At 71.5% G+C, this 21,312-nt stretch carries 21 protein-coding genes; 7 read left to right on the top strand and 14 right to left on the bottom strand.

Features of this window, described 5'->3' with window-relative positions:
* Positions 1–14: 14 nt before the first annotated feature.
* Positions 15–1,178: a sensor histidine kinase gene (locus tag OHT01_RS33565; RefSeq protein ID WP_328556855.1), complete on the bottom strand. Its 1,164-nt coding sequence runs from the start codon at positions 1,176–1,178 to the stop codon at positions 15–17.
* Between the two features lie 108 nt (positions 1,179–1,286).
* Here OHT01_RS33565 and OHT01_RS33570 point away from each other — a divergent pair, with 108 nt between their 5' ends.
* The 3 genes from OHT01_RS33570 to OHT01_RS33580 are packed head-to-tail and all read left to right on the top strand — an operon-like array spanning position 1,287 to position 3,542.
* A complete protein-coding gene (locus OHT01_RS33570; protein ID WP_328556856.1) occupies positions 1,287–2,216 on the top strand; it encodes an ATP-binding cassette domain-containing protein in 930 nt (309 codons plus the stop codon).
* Positions 2,217–2,218: 2 nt separating this feature from the next.
* The gene (locus OHT01_RS33575; protein WP_328556857.1) at positions 2,219–2,944 is read left to right on the top strand and encodes an ABC transporter permease subunit; all 726 of its coding nucleotides are present in this window, start codon (positions 2,219–2,221) and stop codon (positions 2,942–2,944) included.
* Positions 2,945–3,002: 58 nt separating this feature from the next.
* Positions 3,003–3,542, top strand: a complete 540-nt coding sequence (locus tag OHT01_RS33580) for a hypothetical protein (protein WP_328556858.1) — start codon at positions 3,003–3,005, stop codon at positions 3,540–3,542.
* Between the two features lies 1 nt (position 3,543).
* On the opposite strand, the gene mug is transcribed toward OHT01_RS33580, so the two are convergent.
* From mug to OHT01_RS33600, 4 genes are all read right to left on the bottom strand, one after another.
* Positions 3,544–4,092, bottom strand: a complete 549-nt coding sequence (gene mug / locus OHT01_RS33585) for a G/U mismatch-specific DNA glycosylase (protein ID WP_328558359.1) — start codon at positions 4,090–4,092, stop codon at positions 3,544–3,546.
* Positions 4,089–5,531, bottom strand: a complete 1,443-nt coding sequence (purB, locus tag OHT01_RS33590; RefSeq protein ID WP_328556859.1) for an adenylosuccinate lyase — start codon at positions 5,529–5,531, stop codon at positions 4,089–4,091. The genes mug and purB overlap by 4 nt, the downstream gene beginning before the upstream one ends.
* A gap of 286 nt (positions 5,532–5,817) precedes the next feature.
* On the bottom strand, positions 5,818–6,303 hold the full coding sequence (locus OHT01_RS33595) for a hypothetical protein (protein ID WP_328556860.1): 486 nt from the start codon (positions 6,301–6,303) through the stop codon (positions 5,818–5,820).
* 96 nt (positions 6,304–6,399) lie between these two features.
* Positions 6,400–6,876, bottom strand: a complete 477-nt coding sequence (locus OHT01_RS33600) for a transcriptional regulator (protein ID WP_328556861.1) — start codon at positions 6,874–6,876, stop codon at positions 6,400–6,402.
* Between the two features lie 417 nt (positions 6,877–7,293).
* Here OHT01_RS33600 and OHT01_RS33605 point away from each other — a divergent pair, with 417 nt between their 5' ends.
* Both OHT01_RS33605 and OHT01_RS33610 read left to right on the top strand, forming a co-directional pair.
* Entirely contained in the window at positions 7,294–7,875 is a 582-nt protein-coding gene (locus tag OHT01_RS33605) for an RNA polymerase sigma factor (RefSeq protein WP_328556862.1), read from the top strand.
* The gene (locus tag OHT01_RS33610) at positions 7,872–9,098 is read left to right on the top strand and encodes a BN159_2729 family protein (protein WP_328556863.1); all 1,227 of its coding nucleotides are present in this window, start codon (positions 7,872–7,874) and stop codon (positions 9,096–9,098) included. The genes OHT01_RS33605 and OHT01_RS33610 overlap by 4 nt, the downstream gene beginning before the upstream one ends.
* 770 nt (positions 9,099–9,868) lie before the next feature.
* Here OHT01_RS33610 and OHT01_RS33615 read toward each other — a convergent pair.
* From OHT01_RS33615 to OHT01_RS33645, 7 genes are all read right to left on the bottom strand, one after another.
* The gene (locus tag OHT01_RS33615; RefSeq protein WP_328556864.1) at positions 9,869–10,666 is read right to left on the bottom strand and encodes an SGNH/GDSL hydrolase family protein; all 798 of its coding nucleotides are present in this window, start codon (positions 10,664–10,666) and stop codon (positions 9,869–9,871) included.
* Positions 10,667–11,249: 583 nt separating this feature from the next.
* Positions 11,250–12,263: a hemolysin family protein gene (locus tag OHT01_RS33620; RefSeq protein WP_328556865.1), complete on the bottom strand. Its 1,014-nt coding sequence runs from the start codon at positions 12,261–12,263 to the stop codon at positions 11,250–11,252.
* On the bottom strand, positions 12,260–13,585 hold the full coding sequence (locus OHT01_RS33625; RefSeq protein WP_328556866.1) for a hemolysin family protein: 1,326 nt from the start codon (positions 13,583–13,585) through the stop codon (positions 12,260–12,262). The genes OHT01_RS33620 and OHT01_RS33625 overlap by 4 nt, the downstream gene beginning before the upstream one ends.
* 226 nt (positions 13,586–13,811) lie before the next feature.
* Complete coding sequence (locus tag OHT01_RS33630; protein ID WP_328556867.1) at positions 13,812–14,237, bottom strand: GNAT family N-acetyltransferase; 426 nt, start codon at positions 14,235–14,237, stop codon at positions 13,812–13,814.
* 57 nt (positions 14,238–14,294) lie between these two features.
* Positions 14,295–15,212 (bottom strand): LLM class F420-dependent oxidoreductase, encoded by a 918-nt coding sequence (locus OHT01_RS33635; RefSeq protein ID WP_328556868.1) that lies wholly within the window; start codon positions 15,210–15,212, stop codon positions 14,295–14,297.
* A gap of 102 nt (positions 15,213–15,314) precedes the next feature.
* Positions 15,315–17,879 (bottom strand): ABC transporter permease, encoded by a 2,565-nt coding sequence (locus tag OHT01_RS33640; RefSeq protein WP_328556869.1) that lies wholly within the window; start codon positions 17,877–17,879, stop codon positions 15,315–15,317.
* 7 nt (positions 17,880–17,886) lie between these two features.
* Positions 17,887–18,879: an ABC transporter ATP-binding protein gene (locus tag OHT01_RS33645; protein ID WP_328556870.1), complete on the bottom strand. Its 993-nt coding sequence runs from the start codon at positions 18,877–18,879 to the stop codon at positions 17,887–17,889.
* Positions 18,880–19,094: 215 nt separating this feature from the next.
* On the opposite strand from OHT01_RS33645, the gene OHT01_RS33650 reads away from it, so the two are divergent.
* A complete protein-coding gene (locus OHT01_RS33650) occupies positions 19,095–19,334 on the top strand; it encodes a toxin-antitoxin system HicB family antitoxin (protein WP_328556871.1) in 240 nt (79 codons plus the stop codon).
* A gap of 4 nt (positions 19,335–19,338) precedes the next feature.
* A complete protein-coding gene (locus OHT01_RS33655; protein WP_328556872.1) occupies positions 19,339–19,713 on the top strand; it encodes a fic family toxin-antitoxin system, toxin component in 375 nt (124 codons plus the stop codon).
* Positions 19,714–19,749: 36 nt separating this feature from the next.
* On the opposite strand, the gene OHT01_RS33660 is transcribed toward OHT01_RS33655, so the two are convergent.
* Together OHT01_RS33660 and bioD are read right to left on the bottom strand one after the other, a co-directional pair.
* Positions 19,750–20,439, bottom strand: a complete 690-nt coding sequence (locus OHT01_RS33660; RefSeq protein ID WP_328556873.1) for a class I SAM-dependent methyltransferase — start codon at positions 20,437–20,439, stop codon at positions 19,750–19,752.
* Between the two features lie 155 nt (positions 20,440–20,594).
* Positions 20,595–21,311, bottom strand: coding sequence for a dethiobiotin synthase (gene bioD, locus OHT01_RS33665; protein ID WP_328556874.1), 717 nt, complete (start codon positions 21,309–21,311; stop codon positions 20,595–20,597).
* Between the last annotated feature and the right edge of the window lies 1 nt (position 21,312).

A 21,312-nucleotide genomic window follows, 5' to 3' on the forward strand; every position in this document is an offset into this window, starting at 1 on the left:
CCGGCCAGCGTAGATCAGCCGAGGGGCAGCTCTGCATGCACCTGCCAGTCGCCCTCGTGCGGGCCCGTCCGGGCGCTGCCGCCGAGCAGCGCGGCCCGCTCCCGTATGCCGCGCAGGCCGGTGCCCCGCCCGGGCCCGGTGATCCCGGCCGGCAGCGGATTACGCACCTCCAGGGCGAGTGCGCCGTCCTTGACCTCGATCAGGACCCGCACCGGGACGCTCCCGGCATGCCGCAGCACATTGGTGAGGGACTCCTGGAGGATGCGGTAGCCCTCCCTGGACACCGGACCCGGCACGGTCTCCAACGGGCCCGTCACCTCGGCGTCCACCTTGGCCCCCGATGCGCGCGCCGACTCCAGCAGCCGGTCGGCGTCGGTCAGCGTGGGGCGGCTGCTCACGGGACGCCGTGCTTCGCGCAGCACACCCAGCACCCGTTCCAGATCCTCCAGGGCGGCGCGTCCGGTCTCCTCGATGGCGACCAGGGCGCGGGCCGTGAACGCCGGGTCGTCGGCCGCCCTCGCCGCGCCCGCCTGCACCACCGCGACCGTCAGCGCGTGACCGATGGAGTCGTGGAGCTCACGGGCGATGCGATTGCGCTCCAGGAGCTGCTCGGTCCGCTCCTCCAGCGCGGCGAGCCGCTCGGTCGGGGAGGGGCCGAGGAGCCGCCGCGCCAGCGCGGTGGTCAGCTCACCGAGGCCGACCACCGCGCCGTACAGGGCGAGCAGGGGCAGCGGGATGAGCAGCGCGCAGCTCCAGTGCGGGTCAAGGAGCCTCACCACCGGGTCGTTGCCCGGCCGGTAACCGAGGGCCGCCCTGGTGAGATCGACGGCGAACATGGGCAGCCAGACGGTGGCCATGGAGGTCGCGAAGCCGAGCAGGAGGCGCGCTTCCAGCCAGAGCACGGTCCGCCACCGGTCCCGCGGTCCGACCGATGGAGTGATGGAGAACGCCGTGTCCTCACCGGTCCGCTCGCCCGGCGCCAGCATGAACCGCGCCTGAACACCCTCGCCCCGCCGCACGGCCGGGACCAGCCCCAGCGGAACGAGCATCAGCGCGGGCACCCACGGCCTCGAATCGTCGATGAACAGCCACACGCTGACGAACAGCATCGGCACCCACAGGTGCAGCAGACGCGTGTACGTCGTTCCCCACAGCAGCGGGCGCAGAAACCGGGCCATCGCGCAATCGTGCCAGCCGGCACCGACAGCGGACCTCCCCCGGGCGGGGGAGGGGGTCCCCACCCGCGGGGGACGCACGGACCGGCCGGAGACGGCCAGGCTGGGCCCATGACCAGCATCGACGTCCAAGACCTGACCAAGGAGTACGGCGGCAGGCGCGCCGTGGACCACCTGACCTTCAGCGTCCTCCCGGGCCGCGTCACCGGATTCCTCGGCCCCAACGGCGCCGGAAAGTCCACCACCATGCGGCTCGTGCTGGGCCTGGACCGGCCCACGTCCGGCACCGCGATCGTCGGGGGCCGGGCCTACGCCACCCTCGACGAGCCGCTGCGGACGGTGGGCGCCCTCCTCGACGCCGGTGCGGCGCACGGATCGCGGACCGCCCGGGACCATCTGCGGGCGCTCGCCGCCACCAGCCGCATCCCCGGACGCCGGGTGGACGAGGTGCTGGAGGAGACGGGGCTCGCCGCGGTGGCCCGGCGCCGGGTGAAGACGTACTCCCTCGGCATGCGCCAGCGTCTGGGCATCGCGGCCGCACTTCTCGGCGATCCGCCCGTGGTGCTCCTCGACGAACCGTCGAACGGGCTCGACCCCGAAGGGATCATCTGGATAAGGGAGTTGCTGCGCCGACTGGCGAGGGAGGGACGCACCGTCCTCGTCTCCAGCCACCTCATGAACGAGTCCGCGTCCTTCGCCGACCAGCTCGTCGTCCTCGGGCGCGGCAGGCTTCTCGCCGACACGCCCATGCGCGAGTTCATCCACGCGCGCGTGCAGCCTCGGGTCCGGGTACGCAGCACGGACAGCGGCGCGTTGGCGGGCCTGTTCGCGAAGCACGGCATCGAGGCCGTCGAGGGCGCGGACGGCCGCTGGACCGCACTCGACGCGCGGCTGGAGGACATCGGGCGGCTCACCTCGGCCGCCGGTCTCCCGATCCTCGAACTCGCCGCGGAGGAAGCCACGTTGGAGCAGGCCTATCTGGATCTGACAGCCGCCGAGACCGAGTTCGCCGCCGCCCCGACCCAGCCTCAGGAGGCCTGACCGTGTCCTTCGCACCCGTGCTCCGCGCGGAATGGATCAAGATCCGAACCCTGCGCTCGCTCCTCTGGGGCCTGCTCGGCGTCCTGGCGGCGACGGTGGCGTTCTCGGCACTCGCCGGACTCGACGACTCCGGTGAGCGGGACTTCGACGCGCTCTTCTCGACCTTCTCCGGTGTCAGTTTCGGCCAGATCGCCGCCATCACCTTCGGAGCGCAGGCGGTGTCGGCCGAGTACCAGGGCGGCGCCCTGCGCGTCTCGCTGGCGGCGGTTCCGGACCGGGGGCGCTGGTTCCTCGCGAAGACGGTGGCGATCGGCGGACCGGTCCTGGCCGTCGGCCTGGTCACCGGTGCGGTCGCCCTGGTCGTGGGGACGTCCGTGCTCGGTTCCAGGGCGGACGGGCTGATCTGGGCGGAGGAACTCCGGGGGGTCGTCGGCTGCGCGCTCTACCTGACCTTGATGGCCCTGTTCGCGGCGGGTCTGGCGGCCGTCCTGCGCAGCGGGGTCGCCACGCTGGGCATCCTGATCCCCTTCCTCCTGATCGTCTCCTTCGTCGTCGGGGGAGCGTCGGGGAGTGTGGCGGACTTCCTGCCGGACCAGGCGGGGCAGACGGTTCTGCACGAGACATGGGACGGCGCCCTGGGGCCGTGGAGCGGGCTCGGCGTGACCGCGCTGTGGACCGCCGCCGCGCTGGGGGCGGGCGCGTGGTGCGTCCGGCGCCGGGACGCGTGACCGCACCGGCCTCCTGACGCCTCACCCATTGTCAGTGCCGGCCGCTTTACTGGACGTCATGACCATCGCGCAGTGTCTCGCCGTGATCGACCGGCTGTGCTCCGAGGACTTTCCCGCGGAGCGCAGTGGGTCTTTCGGCGGGTCGTACGGCGGTCCCGGGGGACCAGGGTTCCATGTCGTCGAGTTACAGCGGAGCGCGGGTCCCGCGAGGGGGCGGTACGGCGGGCGGGAGGAGCCGGATCGGTTCGACGTGGAGCCGTCCGAAGCAGAGCACTCCGAAGCAGAGCACTCCGAAGCAGAGCACTCCGAGGCGGAGCAGGCAGAGCAGTTCGAGGCGGAGCGGGAGGCTCTCGCGCGACGGCTCGCCGACCGGTGGGGGGAACCGGGCTGGATGAGTCTCGACGGCGTGTTCCTGCGCGTCCAGCAGGGCGACGAGCGGATACCGGAGCCCTGGGCCTCCCTCGGTTCGCACATGAGGAACGCGCAGGTGTGGGAAGCGGCCGGCACCGGCCGCTGGGTCGCTCTCGGCATCTCCCGGCTGGGCGAGGACCAGGAGTTCAGGCTGCTGGCCGTGATCACGGAGACCGACCCGCCCTGACTCAGGAAGCCTGGGCCGCCGCCCGCAGCCGGCCGTACTCCTCGGCCATCGTCGCCGCGGTCCAATGCGCGTTGAGCCCACTGGGGTTGGGCAGGACCCACACCCGGCTCGCCCCGATCGTCCGCTCCTGCGGGCCGATCCCGGCCCTGCGCTCCTCGAAGGCCGCCCGGTACGCGGTCACCCCCACGACCGCCAGCCATCCCGGGCGCAGCCGCTCCACCTTCTCGCCCAGCAGCCGTCCGCCCTCGCGGTACTCCTCGGCACTCAACTCGTCGGCACGGGCGGTCGCCCGTGCCACCACATTGGTGATGCCGAGTCCGTAGGAGAGCAGTTCGTCCTGCTCGGACGGCCGCAGGAGCCGCGGAGTGAACCCGGAGAGGTGCAGCACCGGCCAGAACCGGTTGCCGGGCCGGGCGAAGTGATGGCCGGTGGCCGCTGTCATGAGGCCCGGGTTGATGCCGCAGAAAAGCACCGAGAGGCCGTCCGCGACGACATCCGGCACGAGCCGGTCGCGGGCGGCCTCCAGGTCCGCTCGGGTGAGCCGCGTCAGAGGATCGCCCCGGGCGTGTAGCCGGCGGCCTCCGGGTGCTGCTTCACGATCTCCTCGACCCGGCCGACGACGACGGCCACCTGGTCGGCCGCGGCGCCCGTGAAGGACAGCTTGTCGGCCATCAGCTCGTCGAGCTGCGCGCGGTCCAGCGGGATCCGCTCGTCCGCGGCGAGCTTGTCGAGCAGTTCGTTGCGCTCGGCACCCTGCTCGCGCATGGCGAGGGCGGAGGCGACGGCGTTCTCCTTGATGGCCTCGTGGGCGACCTCGCGGCCGACACCCGCGCGCACCGCGCCCATCAGGACCTTGGTCGTCGCGAGGAACGGCAGGTAGCGGTCCAGCTCACGGGCGACGACCGCGGGGAAGGCGCCGAACTCGTCGAGGACGGTCAGGAAGGTCTCCAGCAGGCCGTCCAGCGCGAAGAACGCGTCCGGCAGCGCGACCCGGCGCACCACCGAGCAGGACACGTCACCCTCGTTCCACTGGTCGCCGGCCAGCTCGCCCGTCATCGACGCGTAGCCGCGCAGGATGACCATCAGGCCGTTGACGCGCTCGCAGGAGCGGGTGTTCATCTTGTGCGGCATCGCGGAGGAGCCGACCTGGCCGGGCTTGAAGCCCTCGGTGACCAGCTCGTGCCCGGCCATCAGCCGGATGGTCTTCGCCGTCGAGGACGGCGCGGCGGCGAGCTGGACCAGGGCGGTCACCACGTCGTAGTCCAGGGAGCGCGGGTAGACCTGGCCGACGGAGGTGAAGGCCTGCGAGAAGCCGAGGTGCCCGGCGATCCGCTGCTCCAGGTCCGCGAGCTTGGCCGCGTCCCCGCCCAGCAGGTCGAGCATGTCCTGGGCCGTGCCGACCGGGCCCTTGATGCCGCGCAGCGGGTAGCGGTCGAGCAGCTCCTCCAGGCGGCCGTACGCGACGAGCAGTTCGTCGGCGGCGGTCGCGAAACGCTTGCCCAGGGTGGTGGCCTGCGCGGCCACGTTGTGCGAGCGGCCGGCCATGACCAGCTCGGCGTACTCGCCGGCCAGCTTGGCCAGGCGGGCGAGGACGGCCACCGTGCGGTCGCGCATCAGTTCGAGGGAGAGCCGGATCTGTAGCTGCTCGACGTTCTCGGTGAGGTCGCGGGACGTCATGCCCTTGTGCACGTGCTCGTGCCCGGCGAGGTCGTTGAACTCCTCGATCCGCGCCTTGACGTCGTGCCGGGTGACCTTCTCGCGCTCGGCGATGGAGGCGAGGTCGACCTGGTCGAGGACACGCTCGTAGTCGGCGATGGCGGCGTCCGGCACCTCGATCCCGAGGTCCTTCTGGGCCCGCAGCACGGCGAGCCAGAGCTGACGCTCCAGCTTGACCTTCTGCTCGGGGGACCAGAGCGTGGCGAGCTCGGCGGAGGCGTAGCGTCCGGCGAGGACGTTGGGGATACGGGGCTTTGCAGGCGCGGCAGTCACGTGTACGGAGCATACCGGCTGTACGGCGGGGGTCCTGTTATGTCCGCCGCGTCCAGGACGCGCAGGTCGGGGCGGAGCTGCACCCCCCGGCGGACCGGGGTGTGCGTGAGAGGTGCGGGGACGGGGCGGAGGTGTCGCACTCAGCGGGCACCACGGACCACGTCGTCGCTCCTGCCGTCCGTCGGTGGTCCCGACGGAAAGATGCTCAACTTCCTTTGAGTAGAATGGAGTTGTTCATCGTATTGGTGGACAGAGGTTGTGATGGATCGTTTTCGCAGGGCCGTACTCAGGAACCCGAACGCGGGGGGCGGCTGCCGTAGCCGGCCTGCGCGTGCGGATCGGGGTGGGTCTGCTCGCTGCCTACCACAGCGCGCAGACCTCCGTACGTCTTCGAAGTGAACCGGTCGTGGGCGAGGGTGAGCTCTGCCGTGATCAGCTGGTTGCGCTCATCGTTGACCTCCTCGATTTCCTGCATGAGCTGGGAGTTCTTGGCGCGGAGTGCCGTGTTCGCGTTCCGCGCCTCGTCGAGGGCTCGGGCGTGACTCCCGAGTCGGATGGCTGTGATGGTGGCCCGGCGGGCCATGGCTTTCTCTCGCTGGGAAAGTTCCAGTTCGCGCTTGTGCATGTCCAGTTCGAGGCGTCGTCGATGTTCCGCCAGGACGCTGAGGTCATGCCGTGTGCGGGCATCGACCTGGTTGACCGTGTGGCGGAGCAGGGTCGCTAGGACCCCGGCCACTCCCACGGTTAACAGGCCGATCCCGACTGTCGCCAACTCCCATGTATGGTGCCAGACGCCCTCGCCCACGAATGTCCAGCCGGCTGTGCAGCTGGCGGCGGACGCGGATGCCAGTCTGTACGCCACGTTTCGTTACCCCCTTGCAGTGGCCCCCCGGTTGTCGTCGGCATCGAGATCCTTCTGGAGCTCGATCGCTTGGACGATGTTCCCGCTGAGCATTGTGCGGATTCTGAGATCAGTGATTCCCCATGCGTCCATGGCCTCCTCCGGGGTGAGTGTGACTGAGGCTACCCTCCGTACCGCAGGCTGAGGCCCGTGTTCCGGCGGAAGCATCCCGCTGTTGACCAACATTTCTCGCTGGTCGAGGCCAAGTACTGACGCCCATGTGGTCAGTTGCGAGGGGAGGGGGAGGGTCTTCCCTTCCAGTGTTCTGCTGATCGTCGTCAGGCTCACTCCAATCGAGATGGCCAGCTGAGCCCGGCCACCGGCTCGTGGGCGGACGTCGTACCCGGCCGCTGTCGCGGCATTCGTCAGGTACTCGCCAACCCTCCTTGCGAGAGCTTGTCGCTCACCGCGGGACTCGTGGGGGGACTCTTCCATGCTCCGCATGCCCGGAGAGTAGCGCGCATGTATGCAACTTGCACGCGACTTGCATGCGTGCATCTTCGCAGGTCAAGAGCCATATGGGTGTCGTGGCAGGCCAAGGGGGACGGTTCGCACTCCAGTTCCCAACAAAAAGTCTCGCCGTCATACCGGCGAAGCAACTTGCGTACGTGTACGCAAGTTGCATATGTTGCATGACTGTGAGTTAGTCGCACGTATGCAAGTCCCTTTGAGGGGACCCTATTTGCACCGCCTCGACATCAGCTCGACCAGGCTCCGGAGCTGCGAGGCATCTGCGGGGACGCCTCGAAACCCTTCGGACACGACGACCCGGTCATCCGGCACCCGAGGCCGGCCATGGCTGGAGCGCACCGTCGCAGCACCTGCCCACCGCAGTTCATCCACTCATGAACGGAGTAGGCCTTGATCGTCGAGGCTAACGCCGCCACACCGCGGTTCGACACTAGAGAACCGGCCCTTATCGCCCGTGCGCTCGCGGGTGACCGGGACGCGTTCGGGGAGCTCTACGCTCTGCACCACCCCGCGGTGCTGGCCTACGTGCAGCGCCGCGTACGCAATCGGCAGGTCGCCGAGGACATCACCGGCGAGACCTTTCTCAACGCCTGGATGAAACGCGGCACTTTCACCTATCGCGGCATCGGCTTCGTCGGGTGGCTGATCACCATCGCCCGTAACAAGGTCATCGACCATTGCAAGAGCGCCCAGCGCCGCGAGTTCGTCGTCGAGGACATGCTCGGCTTCGACGAGGACCTCACGGTGAGCACCGAGGACACCGTACTCATCAGCCTGGACGAGGAGTTGCTGCGCCGCGCCCTGGAACAACTGAGGCCACCCCAACGCGAAGTCCTCACGCGCCGCTTCCTGATGGAGTTCTCGGTACTGGAGACGGCGCGCCAGATGGAGCGGTCCGAAGGGGCCGTGAAGACGCTTCAGTTCAGGGCGCTGGCCAAGCTGCGTAGCGAGTACCTGGGGGTGGCGGCATGACGACAGTGCCCGAGATCCGTACGGCCGTCGAAGCGCACCTCGCCGAGCAACTCGGCACATTTGCCAGGGAGTTCGTCGCCGAACTGGAGGCCCAGGGCCGACTGGTGGAAGTGGGCGGGGCCGGCGTTCTCGAACGGCTGCGGACGCAGGTCGAGACCTGGCAGAACTGCCCCGAGGCGTATCACGCGGCCGTCGACACCATCGTCGAGGACTGCGGCTACCCGAGCGAGGTCGCGATGAGGATCGCCACCGCGCTGAACCGCAAGGGGCTGATCCCGGGCGGCGACGACTCAGACCCCCGGCACGATGGTGCTCCCGAGTCCGCTCCGGACAGGGCGGAGCCGGCCTCCCGCCGCGTCGTTCCCGAGCCCCGGCACGACTACGGTCCCGCGTCCGTGCCCGACCTCACGGACCCGGTGTTCGGCGGTGAGGTCCTCGAGCCCCGCCACGATCACGGGCCCGCGCCCGTGCCCCGCCCAGAGAAGCCGGCCGGCGGCGACACCGAGCCGCAGCACGAGCGTGCCTCCGCGTCCTCGCCGCTCGTACCGGCCGCGCGCGGTGCGATCGTGCTGCACCTCGCCGACCGCGGCGCCGGACGGGTGATGGCGGAGCACGGGGCGGCGCCGGTACCCAAACGCGTCGACGGCCAGGTCCCGCGGGTCCGCCCGGCCGCCGCACGGAGCCGCAAGGTCGGCTGGGGCAGCGCCTCCGCCCGCGCGGTCTCGGTGGCCGCGGGCCTGCAGTCCGACCACCTCGCGCGGCTGGAGGCCATGCAGATCAGGGCGGACGGCGAGCGGGTCACGGTGGCCATCAAGGCCACGTCCCTGGCCGACTGGGAGTACTGGCTCGACGCGATCGGGGCCCCGCGCAACGTTCGGACCAGGACGGCCGGGCACGCCCAGGTGGCCGCCGGAACCCTGGACGGAGTCGCCGTCCACCTCACCGCGCACGGCGTTCCCGAACTCCTCCAGGAGGCGAGCGACGCAGCCGTCGACCCCTTCTACCTCTGGGGGCGGATCTACGACCTCGGTCTGGGGCAGACCGACCGGACCGACCGCATCTGGCTGTCCCTCGGTCGGCGGCAGGACGAGCGCGGGATGCCCCTGCTGATCCTGCGCGGCACGGACGGTCCCCCTTATCCGCTGGCCTCGATCGTCATGGCGCACGGCCCGCTGACCGCGACCCCCCTCCCCTCCGGCCCGGCGACCGGGGACAGCGCGTGACCGTCACCGGCGTCCGCCGCATCAACTGGCTGTTTCTCACCCGTGGGGACCCTCACCTCTGCACGAGGCCGACCTAGGCTCCGCGTCCACGAACCTTCCCGGGCCCTGTACTGCACCTGGCGCAGAACATCCCTGATGAGGAGTAGGCGCGGTCGTCCGGAGTGGCTGGTTTCCCACCCTCCTGACAGCTCCCCACAGCGGTGCCGATGGGGCACATCGGCCCTGATCCGTCCACCGATGGCGTGTCGGTGCCAAAAGGTACGCACCCGTCTTTGCCCCGGCCACGCCCGCTGGCCGGTGCCGGGAAGTTCCCCGGGCGGTGCTCAGGGGCGTACTTCTCAGGCCAACGCATGAGTGCTTTGATGTTGATTCCAGCGGGGTTTCCCCGCTGGCCTGTTACTTGCCATCCCCTCCAGGGTGGCGAGACGGCTCCTCTCCATGCTCCGCAAAGCTGGAGGGGCCGTCGGCTGGGCCCGGCGCGTACGCCGGGCCCGGCCGTAGTTCCGGGGCTCGTGGGTGAGCGCATCATCGGCACTCCCGCGCTGTCGAGCGCCCCCTGTGCGCCCTGTGACGGTCCAGGGGCGAACAGGTAGCGTCCTCTTCATGCGGAGCATGGGCCGCCGTGCCACTCGAGAGAGGGGCACGGCGGAAGCCGTCCCCTCGACGCTCCGCCGAGCCACCGCGGCTCGGCGCTCGTGGCCGACCCGCGCGGCCGCCACCGAGCATGGGGCCGGCCCGTGGCCTCGGAGTCGCCTCTGTGGATCGCGGCCTCAGCGGCCGTGGCCGCCCGTGACGGGACCCTCGTAGGGAAGCAGTTCGGGCCGTTTCGCCGGAAGTCCGTCGCCGGACGAGCGCCCCGTCAGCCGTCGTCCGATCCACGGCAGCAGATGCTGCTGGGCGAAGCGGGCGTCGGCGGTGCGGCGGGCGAGCCAGCCGGGCGGCGGGGTGGGCGTCATCGGGGTGCGCCACTCCGGGTCCTCGGCCTCGTACCCCAGCGTCTGCCACACGGCCTCCGCCACCCGGCGGTGCCCTTCGGCGGACAGGTGCAGCCGGTCCACGTCCCACACCCGCGGGTCGGCGAGCGAGGGCGCCCCGTAGAGGTCGACCACCAGCGTGTCGTGCCGCTTCGCGAGATCGTCGACGATGGTGAAGAGCTCCTCCATGCGGGGCCGGAAGCGTTCGAGCACCGGACCGCTGCGGCCGGGGCTGCGCATCAGGACGAGCCGATCGCAGGCGGGGGCGAGCCGTTCCACGGCCTCCTCCAGGAGACCGCGGACCCGCCCCATGTCGACCTTGGGTCGCAGGGTGTCGTTGAGACCGCCCACCAACGTGATCACGTCGGGCCGCATGGCGACGGCCACGTCCACCTGCTCGGCGACGATCTGCCCGATCAGCTTGCCGCGCACGGCGAGGTTGGCGTAGCGGAAACCGGGGGTCCGGGCCGCCATCCGGCCCGCGAGGAGGTCGGCCCATCCTCGGTACGAACCGTCGGGCAGCAGGTCCGACATGCCCTCGGTGAAGGAGTCGCCGATCGCGACGAGGCTGGTGTAGGTGGCATTCATCTGCATGGCGGAAGAGATGGTAACCCGAACACATACTCATCGGTCGGTCGGACCGCTCCCTCCGCCGCCCGAGCGGAGCGATGTGCCCGCGCCGAGGCGCGCCGATGCCCTCGCGCCCACCCGCCCGACCGGTCGCCAGGGCGATGCCCGTCCGGCCTGGACGCCGGCCGGCCCGGCTGCGAGCCCGGGGTCAGTCCCGGACCCGACCGGCCCAGCGGGGACCGCGGGCCGGGACCCTGGCGGGCGGGCCGGGACCCTGGCGGGCGGGCCGGGACCCTGGCGGGCGGGCCGGGACCCTGGCGGGCGGGCCGGGACCCTGGCGGGCGGGCCGGGACCCTGGCGGGCGGGCCGGGACCCTGGCGGGCGGGCCGGGACCCTGGCGGGCGGGCCGGGACCCTGGCGGGCGGGCCGGGACCCTGGCGGGCGGGCCGGGACCCTGGCGGGCGGGCCGGGACCCTGGCGGGCGGGCCGGGACCCTGGCGGGCGGGCCGGGACCCCGGCGGACCGGCCGGACCCGAGTGGCGCGGCCGGGACCCCGGCGGACCGGCCGGACCCGAGTGGCGCGGCCGGGACCCCGGATCACGGCTTCCTACGCCGGCTGTCCGAACAGTTCTCTCAGGACGTCTTCCATGGTCACCAGGCCCGTCAGCCGGCCGTCGCTGCCCATGACGCCCGCGAGATGCGTACGGCTGCGGCGCATCGCCGTCAGGACGTCGTCCAGGGGAGTGCTCTCCCGGACGCGGGCGATCGGGCGCATGTCCTCCACCCGGAACGGGACCCCGCGCGGGGTCGCGTCCAGCGCGTCCTTGACGTGCAGATAGCCGACGATGCGGCGGCCCTCGTCGACGACCGGGAAGCGGGAGTAGCCCGACTCGGCCGACAACCGCTCCAGTTCCTCCGGGGTGACGCCCACCCGCGCGTAGACGACGCGTTCCACCGGGAGCACCACGTCCTGGACGGGGCGGCGGCCCAGTTCCAGTGCGTCGTGCAGCCGCTCCTGGGCGCGGTGGTCGATGAGCCCGGCGGCGCTGGAGTCCTGGACGAGGCGGGCCAGCTCGTCGTCGGAGAAGGTCGCGGAGACCTCGTCCTTGGTCTCGACCCGCAGCAGCTTCAGCAGCCCGTTGGCGAAGGCGTTGACCGTGAAGATCACCGGGCGCAGTGCGCGGGAGAGCGCGACCAGCGGAGGTCCGAGCGTCAGCGCCGTCCGTACCGGCTCGGCGAGCGCGACGTTCTTCGGCACCATCTCGCCGAGCAGCATGTGCAGATACGTGGCCAGGGTGAGCGCGATGACGAAGGACACCGCGTGGCCGGCGCCGGAGGGGACGCCCAGAGCGTGGAACAGGGGCTCCAGCAGATGCGCGATCGCGGGTTCGGCGACGATGCCCAGCACCAGGGTGCACAGCGTGATGCCGAGCTGCGCGGTCGCGAGCAGCGCCGAGAGGTGTTCGAGGCCCCAGAGCACGCTCCGCGCCCGCCGGTCGCCCCGCTCGGCGTGCGGCTCGATCTGGCTGCGGCGGACCGAGATCAGCCCGAACTCGGCGCCCACGAAGAAGCCGTTCACGACGAGCGTCGCGAGCCCGATCAGCAGTTGTACGGCGGTCATCGCGCGCCCTCCTCGGCGTCGTCCGGTGCGTGCAGCAGCACGCGGGCGGCCCGCCGCCCCGAGGCGTCCACCACGTCGAGCCGCCACCCGGCGGCCTCGACCCGGTCTCCCTCGGCGGGGATGCGGCCGAGCTCGGCCGCGATGAACCCGGCCAGCGTCTCGTACGGTCCGTGGGGCACCCGCAGACCGACCCGGACGAGCTGGTCGGTCCGGGCGGACCCGTCGGCCGAGAACAGGGCCCGGCCCTCGTCGTCGGTGCCGACCTGGGCGAGGTCGGGCGTCTCGTGCGGGTCGTGCTCGTCGCGTACCTCGCCGACGACCTCCTCGACGATGTCCTCCAGCGTCGCCACCCCCGCCGTACCGCCGTACTCGTCGATGACCACGGCCATGGTGCGACGGTCGGCCAGCCGGTCCAGCAGGCGGTCGACGGTCAGCGACTCCGGTACGAGCAGCGGCTCGCGCATGATCCGGGAGACGGGCGTCTGCGTCCGGCCCGCCGCGGGCACGGTCAGCACGTCCTTGATGTGCGCGACGCCGACGACCTCGTCGAGCGTCTCCTGGTAGACGGGGAAACGGGACAGGCCGGTGGCCCGGGTCGCGTTCGCCACGTCCTCGCAGGTCGCCTGGACGTCCAGCGCTATGACCTGGACGCGAGGTGTCATCACGTTCTCCGCCGTCAGGTCGGCGAGGTTCAGGGTGCGCACGAACAGCTCGGCGGTGTCCGCCTCCAGCGCTCCCTCCTTCGCGGAGTGCCGGGCGAGCGCCACCAGCTCCTGGGGTCCGCGGGCGGAGGCCAGCTCCTCGGCGGGTTCGAGGCCGAAGCGGCGTACGACGTGGTTCGCCGTGTTGTTGAGATGGGCGATGAACGGGCGGAACGCGGCGCTGAACCAGCGTTGCGGGGTCGCCACCCGCTTGGCCACGGCCAGCGGTGCGGAGATCGCCCAGTTCTTGGGCACCAGCTCGCCGACGACCATCAGGAAGAGGGTCGACAGCGCCGTACCGATGATCAGGGCCACCGAGTTCGACGCGGAGGGCGGGACGCCGATCGACTCCAGGGGACCCGCGATGAGCTTGGCGATCGAGGCCTCGGAGAGCATGCCGACGACCAGGTTCGTCACGGTGATGCCGAGCTGCGCGCCGGAGAGCTGGAAGGTGAGGTTGCGTACGGCCTTGAGGGCGCCGGAGGCACCCCGCTCGCCGCGCTCCACGGCTCGCTCCAGCTCGCTGCGTTCGACCGTGGTCAGCGAGAACTCGGCCGCCACGAAGCCGCCGCAGGCCAGCGACAGCAGAACCGCCACCAGCAGCAGGAACACTTCGGTCATCGGGTCACCTCCGTCCCATGATCGGCCAGGAGCGAGGGGATCGCGCGATGTCGGCGGCCACCGTGAGGATCACGGCTCCGGGTATGGGGAGGCTCGCCCATGGGCGGAGGCTCACACCTTTCGTCAGAGGAACGATGGTCCGACAAGGGTAAAGGAAAAGCAAAGGCGGCCTCCTCGGTGGCCGCGTCGGGCCGTCGGCGCCGCGGAGCTCCCCCCATCTGCGGGGCTAGTCGGCGAGCGGCTTCACCCAGCGCCGCCACTGTTCCTCGGGCGTGTACCCGGCGGCCCGCCAGACATGGTGGGCGGTCTCGTTGCGTTCCAGGACCATGGCGTCCCCGCGCCGTCCCCCGAGCCGTACGAAACGTTCCTCCGCGGCGGCGAGCAGCGCCGAGCCGACACCGAGGCGTCGGCGTCCCGGGTGGACCGCCAGCCGGTAGAGATGACAGCGCCAGCCGTCGAAGCCGGCGATCACCGTGCCGACCAGCTCCCCGGCGCGCTCCGCCAGCAGCAGTGCCTCGGGATCACGGGCGACCAGCCGCTCCACGCCGCTCCGGTCGTCACTGATGCTGGTGCCCTCGGCGGCCACCTTCCAGAAGGCGAGAACGCTGTCGAGGTCCTCGGACCGCGCGGCCCGTATACGCAAGTCGGTCATGGTCCGATCCCATCACGCGCGCAACGCACCGGAACGGTATTTCCGCCATGCGGACGGTCACCGCCCGCGCAGCGCGCGCACCACGGGAGCGAAGGTCTCCAGGTTCGGCTCCAGCACCGTCAGATACGAGAAGCCGTAGCGCTCCCGCTGGGTGCGCAGCTGCTCGACGATCTGCTCCACGGTGCCCACCAGGACGATGGGCAGTTCCAGCACCTGCCGCTCGGTCAGGCTCGGGATCCGGGGCAGCCAGGGCCGTACGGCGGCGTGGCGGTCGTCGGTGACGGCGACGATCTGGATCAGCAGATTGAGCTCGGCGGGTTCCTCGCGCGCGGCGGCCGCCTTGCGGTAGACGGCGACGCGTTCGTCGAGCTCGGTGGCCGTGACCGGTTCAAGAGAGCCGTTCGGACGGGTGCGCGCGCCCGTGAACGCGGTGATGTCGGCGTGTTCCGCGGCGATCCGGAGCATCCGGTCGCCGTTGGCCCCGATCAGCAACGGCACCCGAGGCGGCCCGCCGGTCGGCGGCGCGGGAGCCTCGCCGCCCGGCCGCGGCGAGGACCGCAGGAGTTCGTCCGAGCCGCTGAGGCGCTCCAACTCCTCGACCGTACGCAGGAGATGGTCGACACGCTCGCGCGGGCTGCCCCAGGGCAGGCCCGCCGCCTCGTGCTCCGCGGCTACGTATCCGGTGCCGAGTCCGAGTTCGAGACGGCCGCCCGTGAGCGCGTTCGTGGTGGCCACCTCACGGGCCAGCAGCGCCGGATTCCAGAAGCCCGCGTTGAGCACGAACGTGCCCAGCCGGGGCCGCTCGGTCGCCCCGGCGGCGGCGACCAGGGAGGGGAACGGGGCGGGCATGCCCAGATGGTCCGCCACGGTGATCACGTCGTAGCCGAGTTCCTCGGCGCGGCGGCACTTGGCATCCCACTCGGCGGCGGGCGCCGGGTCGATCAGGCTGACACCGAAACGGAACGGGCGCGCCATGAACCATCCCTTCCTCTGGGGGACTCGCCCCGGCCGGGGCGGACCGGGGAGAGCCGGACGGGCGGGAACCGGACCGGCGGGCGCCGGAACGGGGAGAGCCGGTCACTCGTGCGCGATGGCCGCGAGCACGTTCATCCGCGACGCGCGCAGGGCCGGAAGCAGCGCCGCGACGACACCGACGACGGCCGAGCCGATCACGACCGCGACGATCGTCGTCCAGGGGATCGCGAGCGCCTTCATGCCCTGCAGCGCGAGCACCCGCTGGACGCAGACACCCCAGATGATCCCCAGCCCCAGCCCGAGAACCGCGCCGAACACGGCGATCACCACGGACTCCAGACGGATCATCCGGCGCAGCTGGCGCCGGCCCAGACCGATGGCGCGCAGCAGCCCGATCTCGCGGGTGCGCTCCACCACCGACAGGGCGAGGGTGTTGACCACACCGAGCACGGCGATGACGATCGCGAGTCCGAGCAGGGCGTACACGAGGTAGAGCAGCACGGCGATCTGGTCGTGGACCAGCTTCTTGTAGTCGGCCTGGTCGCGGACCTGGACCTGCGGATACGGGGTGAGGGTCTTCTCCAGACGGGGGCGCAGCCGGTCCGGGGCGGTGCCCGGGGCCGCGTTCACGTACAGCGCCGAGTCCTGTCCGCCGGGCACGTACTTCTCGATCGTGCCGAAGCCGACGACGAGTCCGCCCTGCATCCCGAACCCGCCGCTGCCGGCCTGGTCCGTGAGAGCGCCCACCGTCAGCTCGGTCCTGCGTCCGGCGGGGAACTCGACGGGGATCCGGCTGCCGACCCGCACGTCGTGGTCCTCGGCGAACTTCGCGTCCATGGCGATGCGCCCGTCGCCGAGCGCCGCGGCGGTGTCGCCCCGCGCGTACGTGATGTGGGCGACCTCGTCGAGCCGGGGATCGTAGGCCGCCGCGGTCGTCTCCACCCGCTTGCCGTCGGGCAGTCGGACCGCGACCGGGGTGAACCGCTGCCGGACGACGAGCCCGACCCCCTCGGTGGCGCGCACCTTGTCCGTGACCTCGCGCGAGAACGGTACGAAGTTGGCGTTCTGCAGCACGAAGTCGGCGCCGAGCGTTCTGTCGATCTGCTGGTCGAAGGACTTGCTCATGGACGCGCTGGCCACGGACATCCCGCCGACCAGCGCGAGACCGACCATCAGCGCGGCCGCGGTGGCGCCGGTGCGCCGTGGATTGCGCAGCGCGTTGCGCTGGCTCATCCGGCCCACCGCACCGAAGAGGGCCGGGAACGCGCCCCCGAGGACACGGATCACCGGCCGGACGAGGAGCGGCCCCGCGATCACCGTCGCGATCAGTGTCAGGACGACCCCGAGTCCCAGCAGGGAGGCCGCGGTCGAGGTCGTCGTCGCGGCGGCGCATCCCGCGAGAGCGGCGGCCCCGGCCGCGCCGACGACCGCGCCCACCACGGCCCGTACCCGCAACGGCCTTCCCACGCCCGCGACTTCGGCGTCCGAGAGCGCCGCCATGGGGGAGACCACCGCCGCACGCCTGGCCGGGAGATACGCCGCGACGAAGGTGACACCCACCCCGACCACGTACGCCGCCACGGGCGTGGCCCAACCGATCACCATCTCCGTGGACTTGAGGTTCATGCCGAACGCGGTCATCAGCTTGATCAGCCCGACCGCCAGCCCGATCCCGGCCGCGAGACCGAGGGTCGAGCCGACCAGGCCGAGGAGCAGCGCCTCGGTGAGCACCGACCGGCGTACCTGACGGCGGTCCGCGCCGAGCGCCCGCAGCAGCCCGAGCTCCCGGGTGCGCTGGGCGATCAGCATGGAGAAGGTGTTGACGATGAGGAATATCCCGACGAGCACCGCGATCCCTGCGAAGCCGAGCATCACGTACTTGATGACGTCGAGGAATCCGCCGAGTTGGGCGGCAGCCGACTTCGCCTGCTCCCGCGCGGTCTTCACGTCGTACGACCCGGCGCCGAGTCCGGCGGAGACGCGCTGCTTGAGCACGGCGTCGTCGACACCCGGCGCGGCGTCCACGGAGACGCTCGTGGCGACGTCGGAGGCGCCGAGCAGCTTGGTCTGCGCGGTCGGCGTGTCGAGGAAGATCAGCGCGGCACCGGGGTTGGTGGTGGTGAAGGTGGCGATCCCGACGATCCGCACCTTGAACGAGCCCGGCTGCGCCTGCACGGTCAGGGTGTCGCCGATGCCGAGGTGTTTCTTGTCCGCGGTGTCCGCGTCGAGCAGGGCTTCGCCGCCGTGCGGCTCGTGTCCGGAGGTCAGCTTCACCGGACTGCGCTCGGTGATCTGCCAGTTGGTGACGATGGTGGGGGCGCCTGTGGTCGGCCCGACCGACTTGTTCGCGCTGTCGACGACCGGGGCGTTCTCCACCGAGACGTCGACATGGGTGGCGGCCACTCCGTCGACCTTGGCGAGCCGGTCGGCGAGCGAGGCGGGCACGGTCTCGGTGGCGCCGGTCGGAAGCTGCGACGTGAGGTCGTTCTTCGGTTCCACGGTCACATCGGCCGCGGTGGAGGCGAAGAGCCGGTCGAAGGTGCGGGTCACCGTGTCCGAGAAGATGAGGCTGCCCGCGACGAAGGCCACGGAGAGCACGATGGCCAGCGCCGACAGCAGCAGTCGCCCTTTGTGCGCGAGAAAGCTTCGCAGTGTCGCCTTGAGCACGACCGCCTCAGTCCTTGTCGGGGGTTGCGTCACCGGAGCCGCTGCCGGGAGCGGCGTCGCCGGAGCCGCCCCGGGCCGTGTCGCCGGCGGCGGCGACCGGAGTCGTGCCACCCGCGCCGTCGGAGCGGGCCGTGCCGCTCAAGTCGGCATCGGTGCCGGCCGCGGCACCGAACTCGCGGTCGGGCGTGGCTCCGCCGGGCTCGCCGCGCCCGCCGTCGAAGGTCACCCGAGTCGTGTCGAAACGCTTCATACGCTCCAGCACGGCGTCCGCGGAGGGCCGTTCGATCTCGTCCACGATCCGCCCGTCCGCTAGGAAGAGCACCAGGTCGGAGTGGGCGGCGGCGCCGGGGTCGTGCGTGACCATGACGACGGTCTGGCCCAGTTCGTCGACGGCCCCGCGCAGGAAGCCGAGGACTTCGAGGCCCGCGCGGGAGTCGAGATTGCCGGTCGGCTCGTCCGCGAAGATCAGCTCGGGCCGGGAGGCGAGCGCCCGGGCGCAGGCGACCCGCTGCTGCTGTCCCCCGGAGAGCTGGGCGGGCCGGTGCTTGAGCCGGTCGCGCAGCCCGAGGGTGTCGATGACCTGGTCCAGCCACTTCTGGTCGGGCTTCTGGCCCGCGATGTCCATGGGCAGCGTGATGTTCTCCGCCGCGTTCAGTGTGGGGATGAGGTTGAACGACTGGAACATGAAGCCGATCCGGTCCCGTCGAAGCCGGGTCAGTTCGCGGTCCTTCAGCCCGGTGATCTCGGTGTCGCCCAGCCAGACCTGTCCTGCCGAGACGGTGTCGAGGCCCGCCAGGCAGTGCATGAGGGTGGACTTCCCGGAGCCCGAGGGCCCCATGACGGCGGTGAACCGGCCGCGCGCGATGTCCACGTCGACGGAGTCGAGAGCCAGGACCGTGGTCTCGCCGGAACCGTACGCCTTGGTCAGGCCGCGGGCGCGGGCGGCGATCCCGTCCCCCTCCGCGCGGCCGGGAACCTGCTCCGCAGCAGCTGTGGACAAGACCGCCTCCTCCTGTGGTGGATGTCCGGACTCCCCGTCCGGCCCGAGCGTAGTGTGATCGAAGGCACACCGGGTATCCCCCGTAGGTCCCGCGCGGGTCTCCGCCCCTGGGTGTGGCCCCGATATCGATGTAAGGGGCAATCTCCACCGGCGCCCTCCCCCCGGCGGACCGCTCCCCCTTGCCTGTGCTAGCGATATCGCGCTAGCTTCGAAGGATGGCGAAGACTCAGCTGAACGTCCGGGTGGACGAAGGCACGGCGCGGGCCGCCCGGGAGCGAGCCCTGGAACGGGGGATGAGCGTGAACCGCTACATCGAGGAGCTGGTCCGGCAGGACACCGGCGAAGTGGGCCACACCTTCGTGGAGGCGGCCGCCGACTTCATGAAGCAGTACGAGTCCGTCTTCGCCGAGGAATTCGGCGCGGACCGTGAAGGCGCCCGCGAAGGTCGTCGTTGATCCCTTGAGCAGTCTCAGAGTCGATCTTGCCTGGCTCCTCATGATCGCCGAACAGAAGACCCCCGGAGATCCCCAGGTCACCGACTGGGGAGCGCTCGTCGCCGCCGTCAGCCGGCACGAGGCGGAGATCTTCGGCATTCCCGTCTACGACAGCCCGCACGCCCGCGCCGCCGCGCTGCTCCAGCTCCTGCTGCACGTCCCGGCGCTCGAACGCTCCAACGCGATGTTCGCCTCGGCCGTCGCGTACGCCTATCTCGTCGCCAGTGGCCTCAAGGTCGTCACCTCACCCGAACAGGTGCGGGAGCTGGCCCGACTGGTGAAGAGCGGTGACGCCACCGTGCACGACATCGCGCACGAGCTGCGCCGCTGGAGCCTGTGAGGCGACTCCCGCGGCCGACCCGTACCCGTACCCGTCTTAGTCGAGCGGGCGGCGGGCCGTGCCCAGGACGCAGTACGACGTGGGGAGGCGGGGACCCTTCTCGGGCATCAGCAGCCTTCGGTACGGGCCCAGTTCGAACCCCGCATCCCGTAGAGCGGCGATCGGGTCGCGGGCCACGTGACAGCCGCCGCACAGCCGCGGCCACACCGTGGCGTCCAGGCCCCGCTGCACGGAACCCATCACCCGGCCGCCACCCCTGCCGTGCTCGAAGAACCGCACCGTGCCGCCCGGGCGCAGCACCCGCCGTACCTCGGCGAGCGTCCTCGGCAGGTCCCGCACGCTGCACAGCACCAGCGACAGCACGGCGGCGTCGTACGCCTCGCTCTTGACCGGCAGGGCCTCCGCGGCACCCGGCGCCACATCGACGGGCACCTCGCAGCGCAGCGCCGCCTCCACCGCCAACTGCCGGAGCATCCGCTCGGGTTCGATGGCGACGACCTCCGAGACCGTGCCCGGATAGTGCGCGAAGTTCAGGCCGTTGCCCGCGCCGATCTCGATGACCCGCCCGGACAGACCGGTGAGCAGCCGGTCGCGGACCCGGCCCATGCCCAGCCGGGTCTCCGCGCCGACGCTGAAGCGGGCGTAGTAACGGGCGAACACCGGATGGTGCACGGCCTCCGGAGAGACCTTGCCGGAACCGGCCGGACGGAGCGGCTTGAACGGCATCAGGGACCTCCCGGGGGACTGGGCTCACTGGGATTCTCCCCCTGGGACGTCCGCCGCACGCGCCGCGCGTGCGGGGTGCCGTCTACGCCAAAGGTGCCGATGCGCGTGCGCAAGGGAACCCCTCGTTCCCGGCGCCTCCGGGAACGAGGGCCCTGTCAGATCCTGTGTGCCGCGGCGAAGGCGTCCGCGTTCCAGCGTCCACCCAGCCGGTGGTCGAGCCAACCCGGCGCCCCCGCGCGGAAGTCGGCGGGGGAGTGTGACCCCGCTCCCGCCGGGACCGCGCCCAGCAGAGGTGCCCCGGACACCGCCGGGAGATCCGCGAGATTGCAGCACATCGCCAGATCGGGGGAGTCCGGCCAGCTACCGATCACCACACCCGCGAAGTCCAGCTCCCGGCGCCGTAGTTCACGTGCCGTCAGTTCCGTGGTGTTGAGCGTGCCCAGTCCCGCCGACGCGACCACCAGCACGGGTGCGTCGAGCAGCCCGGCCACGTCCGCCAGCGTCCCCTCCTCGTCGTCGAACCGTACGAGCAGACCGCCCGCGCCCTCGACCAGCACCAGATCGTGCTCGGTGGCCAGCTTGGCCGCGGCCTCCGCCGCCGACTGCGCGGACACGGCCGCGAGGCAGGCCCGCCGGGCGGCCGTCGCCGGCGCCAACGGCTCCGGATAGCGGCCCAGTTCGAGCGTCGTGACCGCGCCGGCGAGCCGGGCCACCTCGTCGGCGTCGCCGCGCTCGTCCGGTCCCACGCCCGTCTGCGCGGGCTTCAGGACGGCGACGGACCGTCCGGCCGCGAGAGCGGTCGCGGCGACGGCGGCCGTGACCACCGTCTTGCCGACCTCCGTGCCCGTCCCCGTGATCACCAGTACCGTCATC

Source organism: Streptomyces sp. NBC_00358 (assembly GCF_036099295.1).
Classification (GTDB): Bacteria; Actinomycetota; Actinomycetes; order Streptomycetales; family Streptomycetaceae; genus Streptomyces.

What these genes read in the sequence shown, in the direction of transcription:
- OHT01_RS33565 (WP_328556855.1), bottom strand. Translation starts at nt 1,178, where the DNA reads ATGGCCCGGTTTCTGCGCCCGCTGCTGTGGGGAACGACGTACACGCGT.
- OHT01_RS33660 (WP_328556873.1), bottom strand. Translation starts at nt 20,439, where the DNA reads ATGCCGTTCAAGCCGCTCCGTCCGGCCGGTTCCGGCAAGGTCTCTCCG.
- OHT01_RS33620 (WP_328556865.1), bottom strand. Translation starts at nt 12,263, where the DNA reads ATGACCGCCGTACAACTGCTGATCGGGCTCGCGACGCTCGTCGTGAAC.
- OHT01_RS33625 (WP_328556866.1), bottom strand. Translation starts at nt 13,585, where the DNA reads ATGACCGAAGTGTTCCTGCTGCTGGTGGCGGTTCTGCTGTCGCTGGCC.
- OHT01_RS33630 (WP_328556867.1), bottom strand. Translation starts at nt 14,237, where the DNA reads ATGACCGACTTGCGTATACGGGCCGCGCGGTCCGAGGACCTCGACAGC.
- OHT01_RS33580 (WP_328556858.1), top strand. Translation starts at nt 3,003, where the DNA reads ATGACCATCGCGCAGTGTCTCGCCGTGATCGACCGGCTGTGCTCCGAG.
- OHT01_RS33570 (WP_328556856.1), top strand. Translation starts at nt 1,287, where the DNA reads ATGACCAGCATCGACGTCCAAGACCTGACCAAGGAGTACGGCGGCAGG.
- bioD (WP_328556874.1), bottom strand. Translation starts at nt 21,311, where the DNA reads ATGACGGTACTGGTGATCACGGGGACGGGCACGGAGGTCGGCAAGACG.
- OHT01_RS33615 (WP_328556864.1), bottom strand. Translation starts at nt 10,666, where the DNA reads ATGCAGATGAATGCCACCTACACCAGCCTCGTCGCGATCGGCGACTCC.
- OHT01_RS33600 (WP_328556861.1), bottom strand. Translation starts at nt 6,876, where the DNA reads ATGCGGAGCATGGAAGAGTCCCCCCACGAGTCCCGCGGTGAGCGACAA.
- OHT01_RS33610 (WP_328556863.1), top strand. Translation starts at nt 7,872, where the DNA reads ATGACGACAGTGCCCGAGATCCGTACGGCCGTCGAAGCGCACCTCGCC.
- OHT01_RS33635 (WP_328556868.1), bottom strand. Translation starts at nt 15,212, where the DNA reads ATGGCGCGCCCGTTCCGTTTCGGTGTCAGCCTGATCGACCCGGCGCCC.
- OHT01_RS33650 (WP_328556871.1), top strand. Translation starts at nt 19,095, where the DNA reads ATGGCGAAGACTCAGCTGAACGTCCGGGTGGACGAAGGCACGGCGCGG.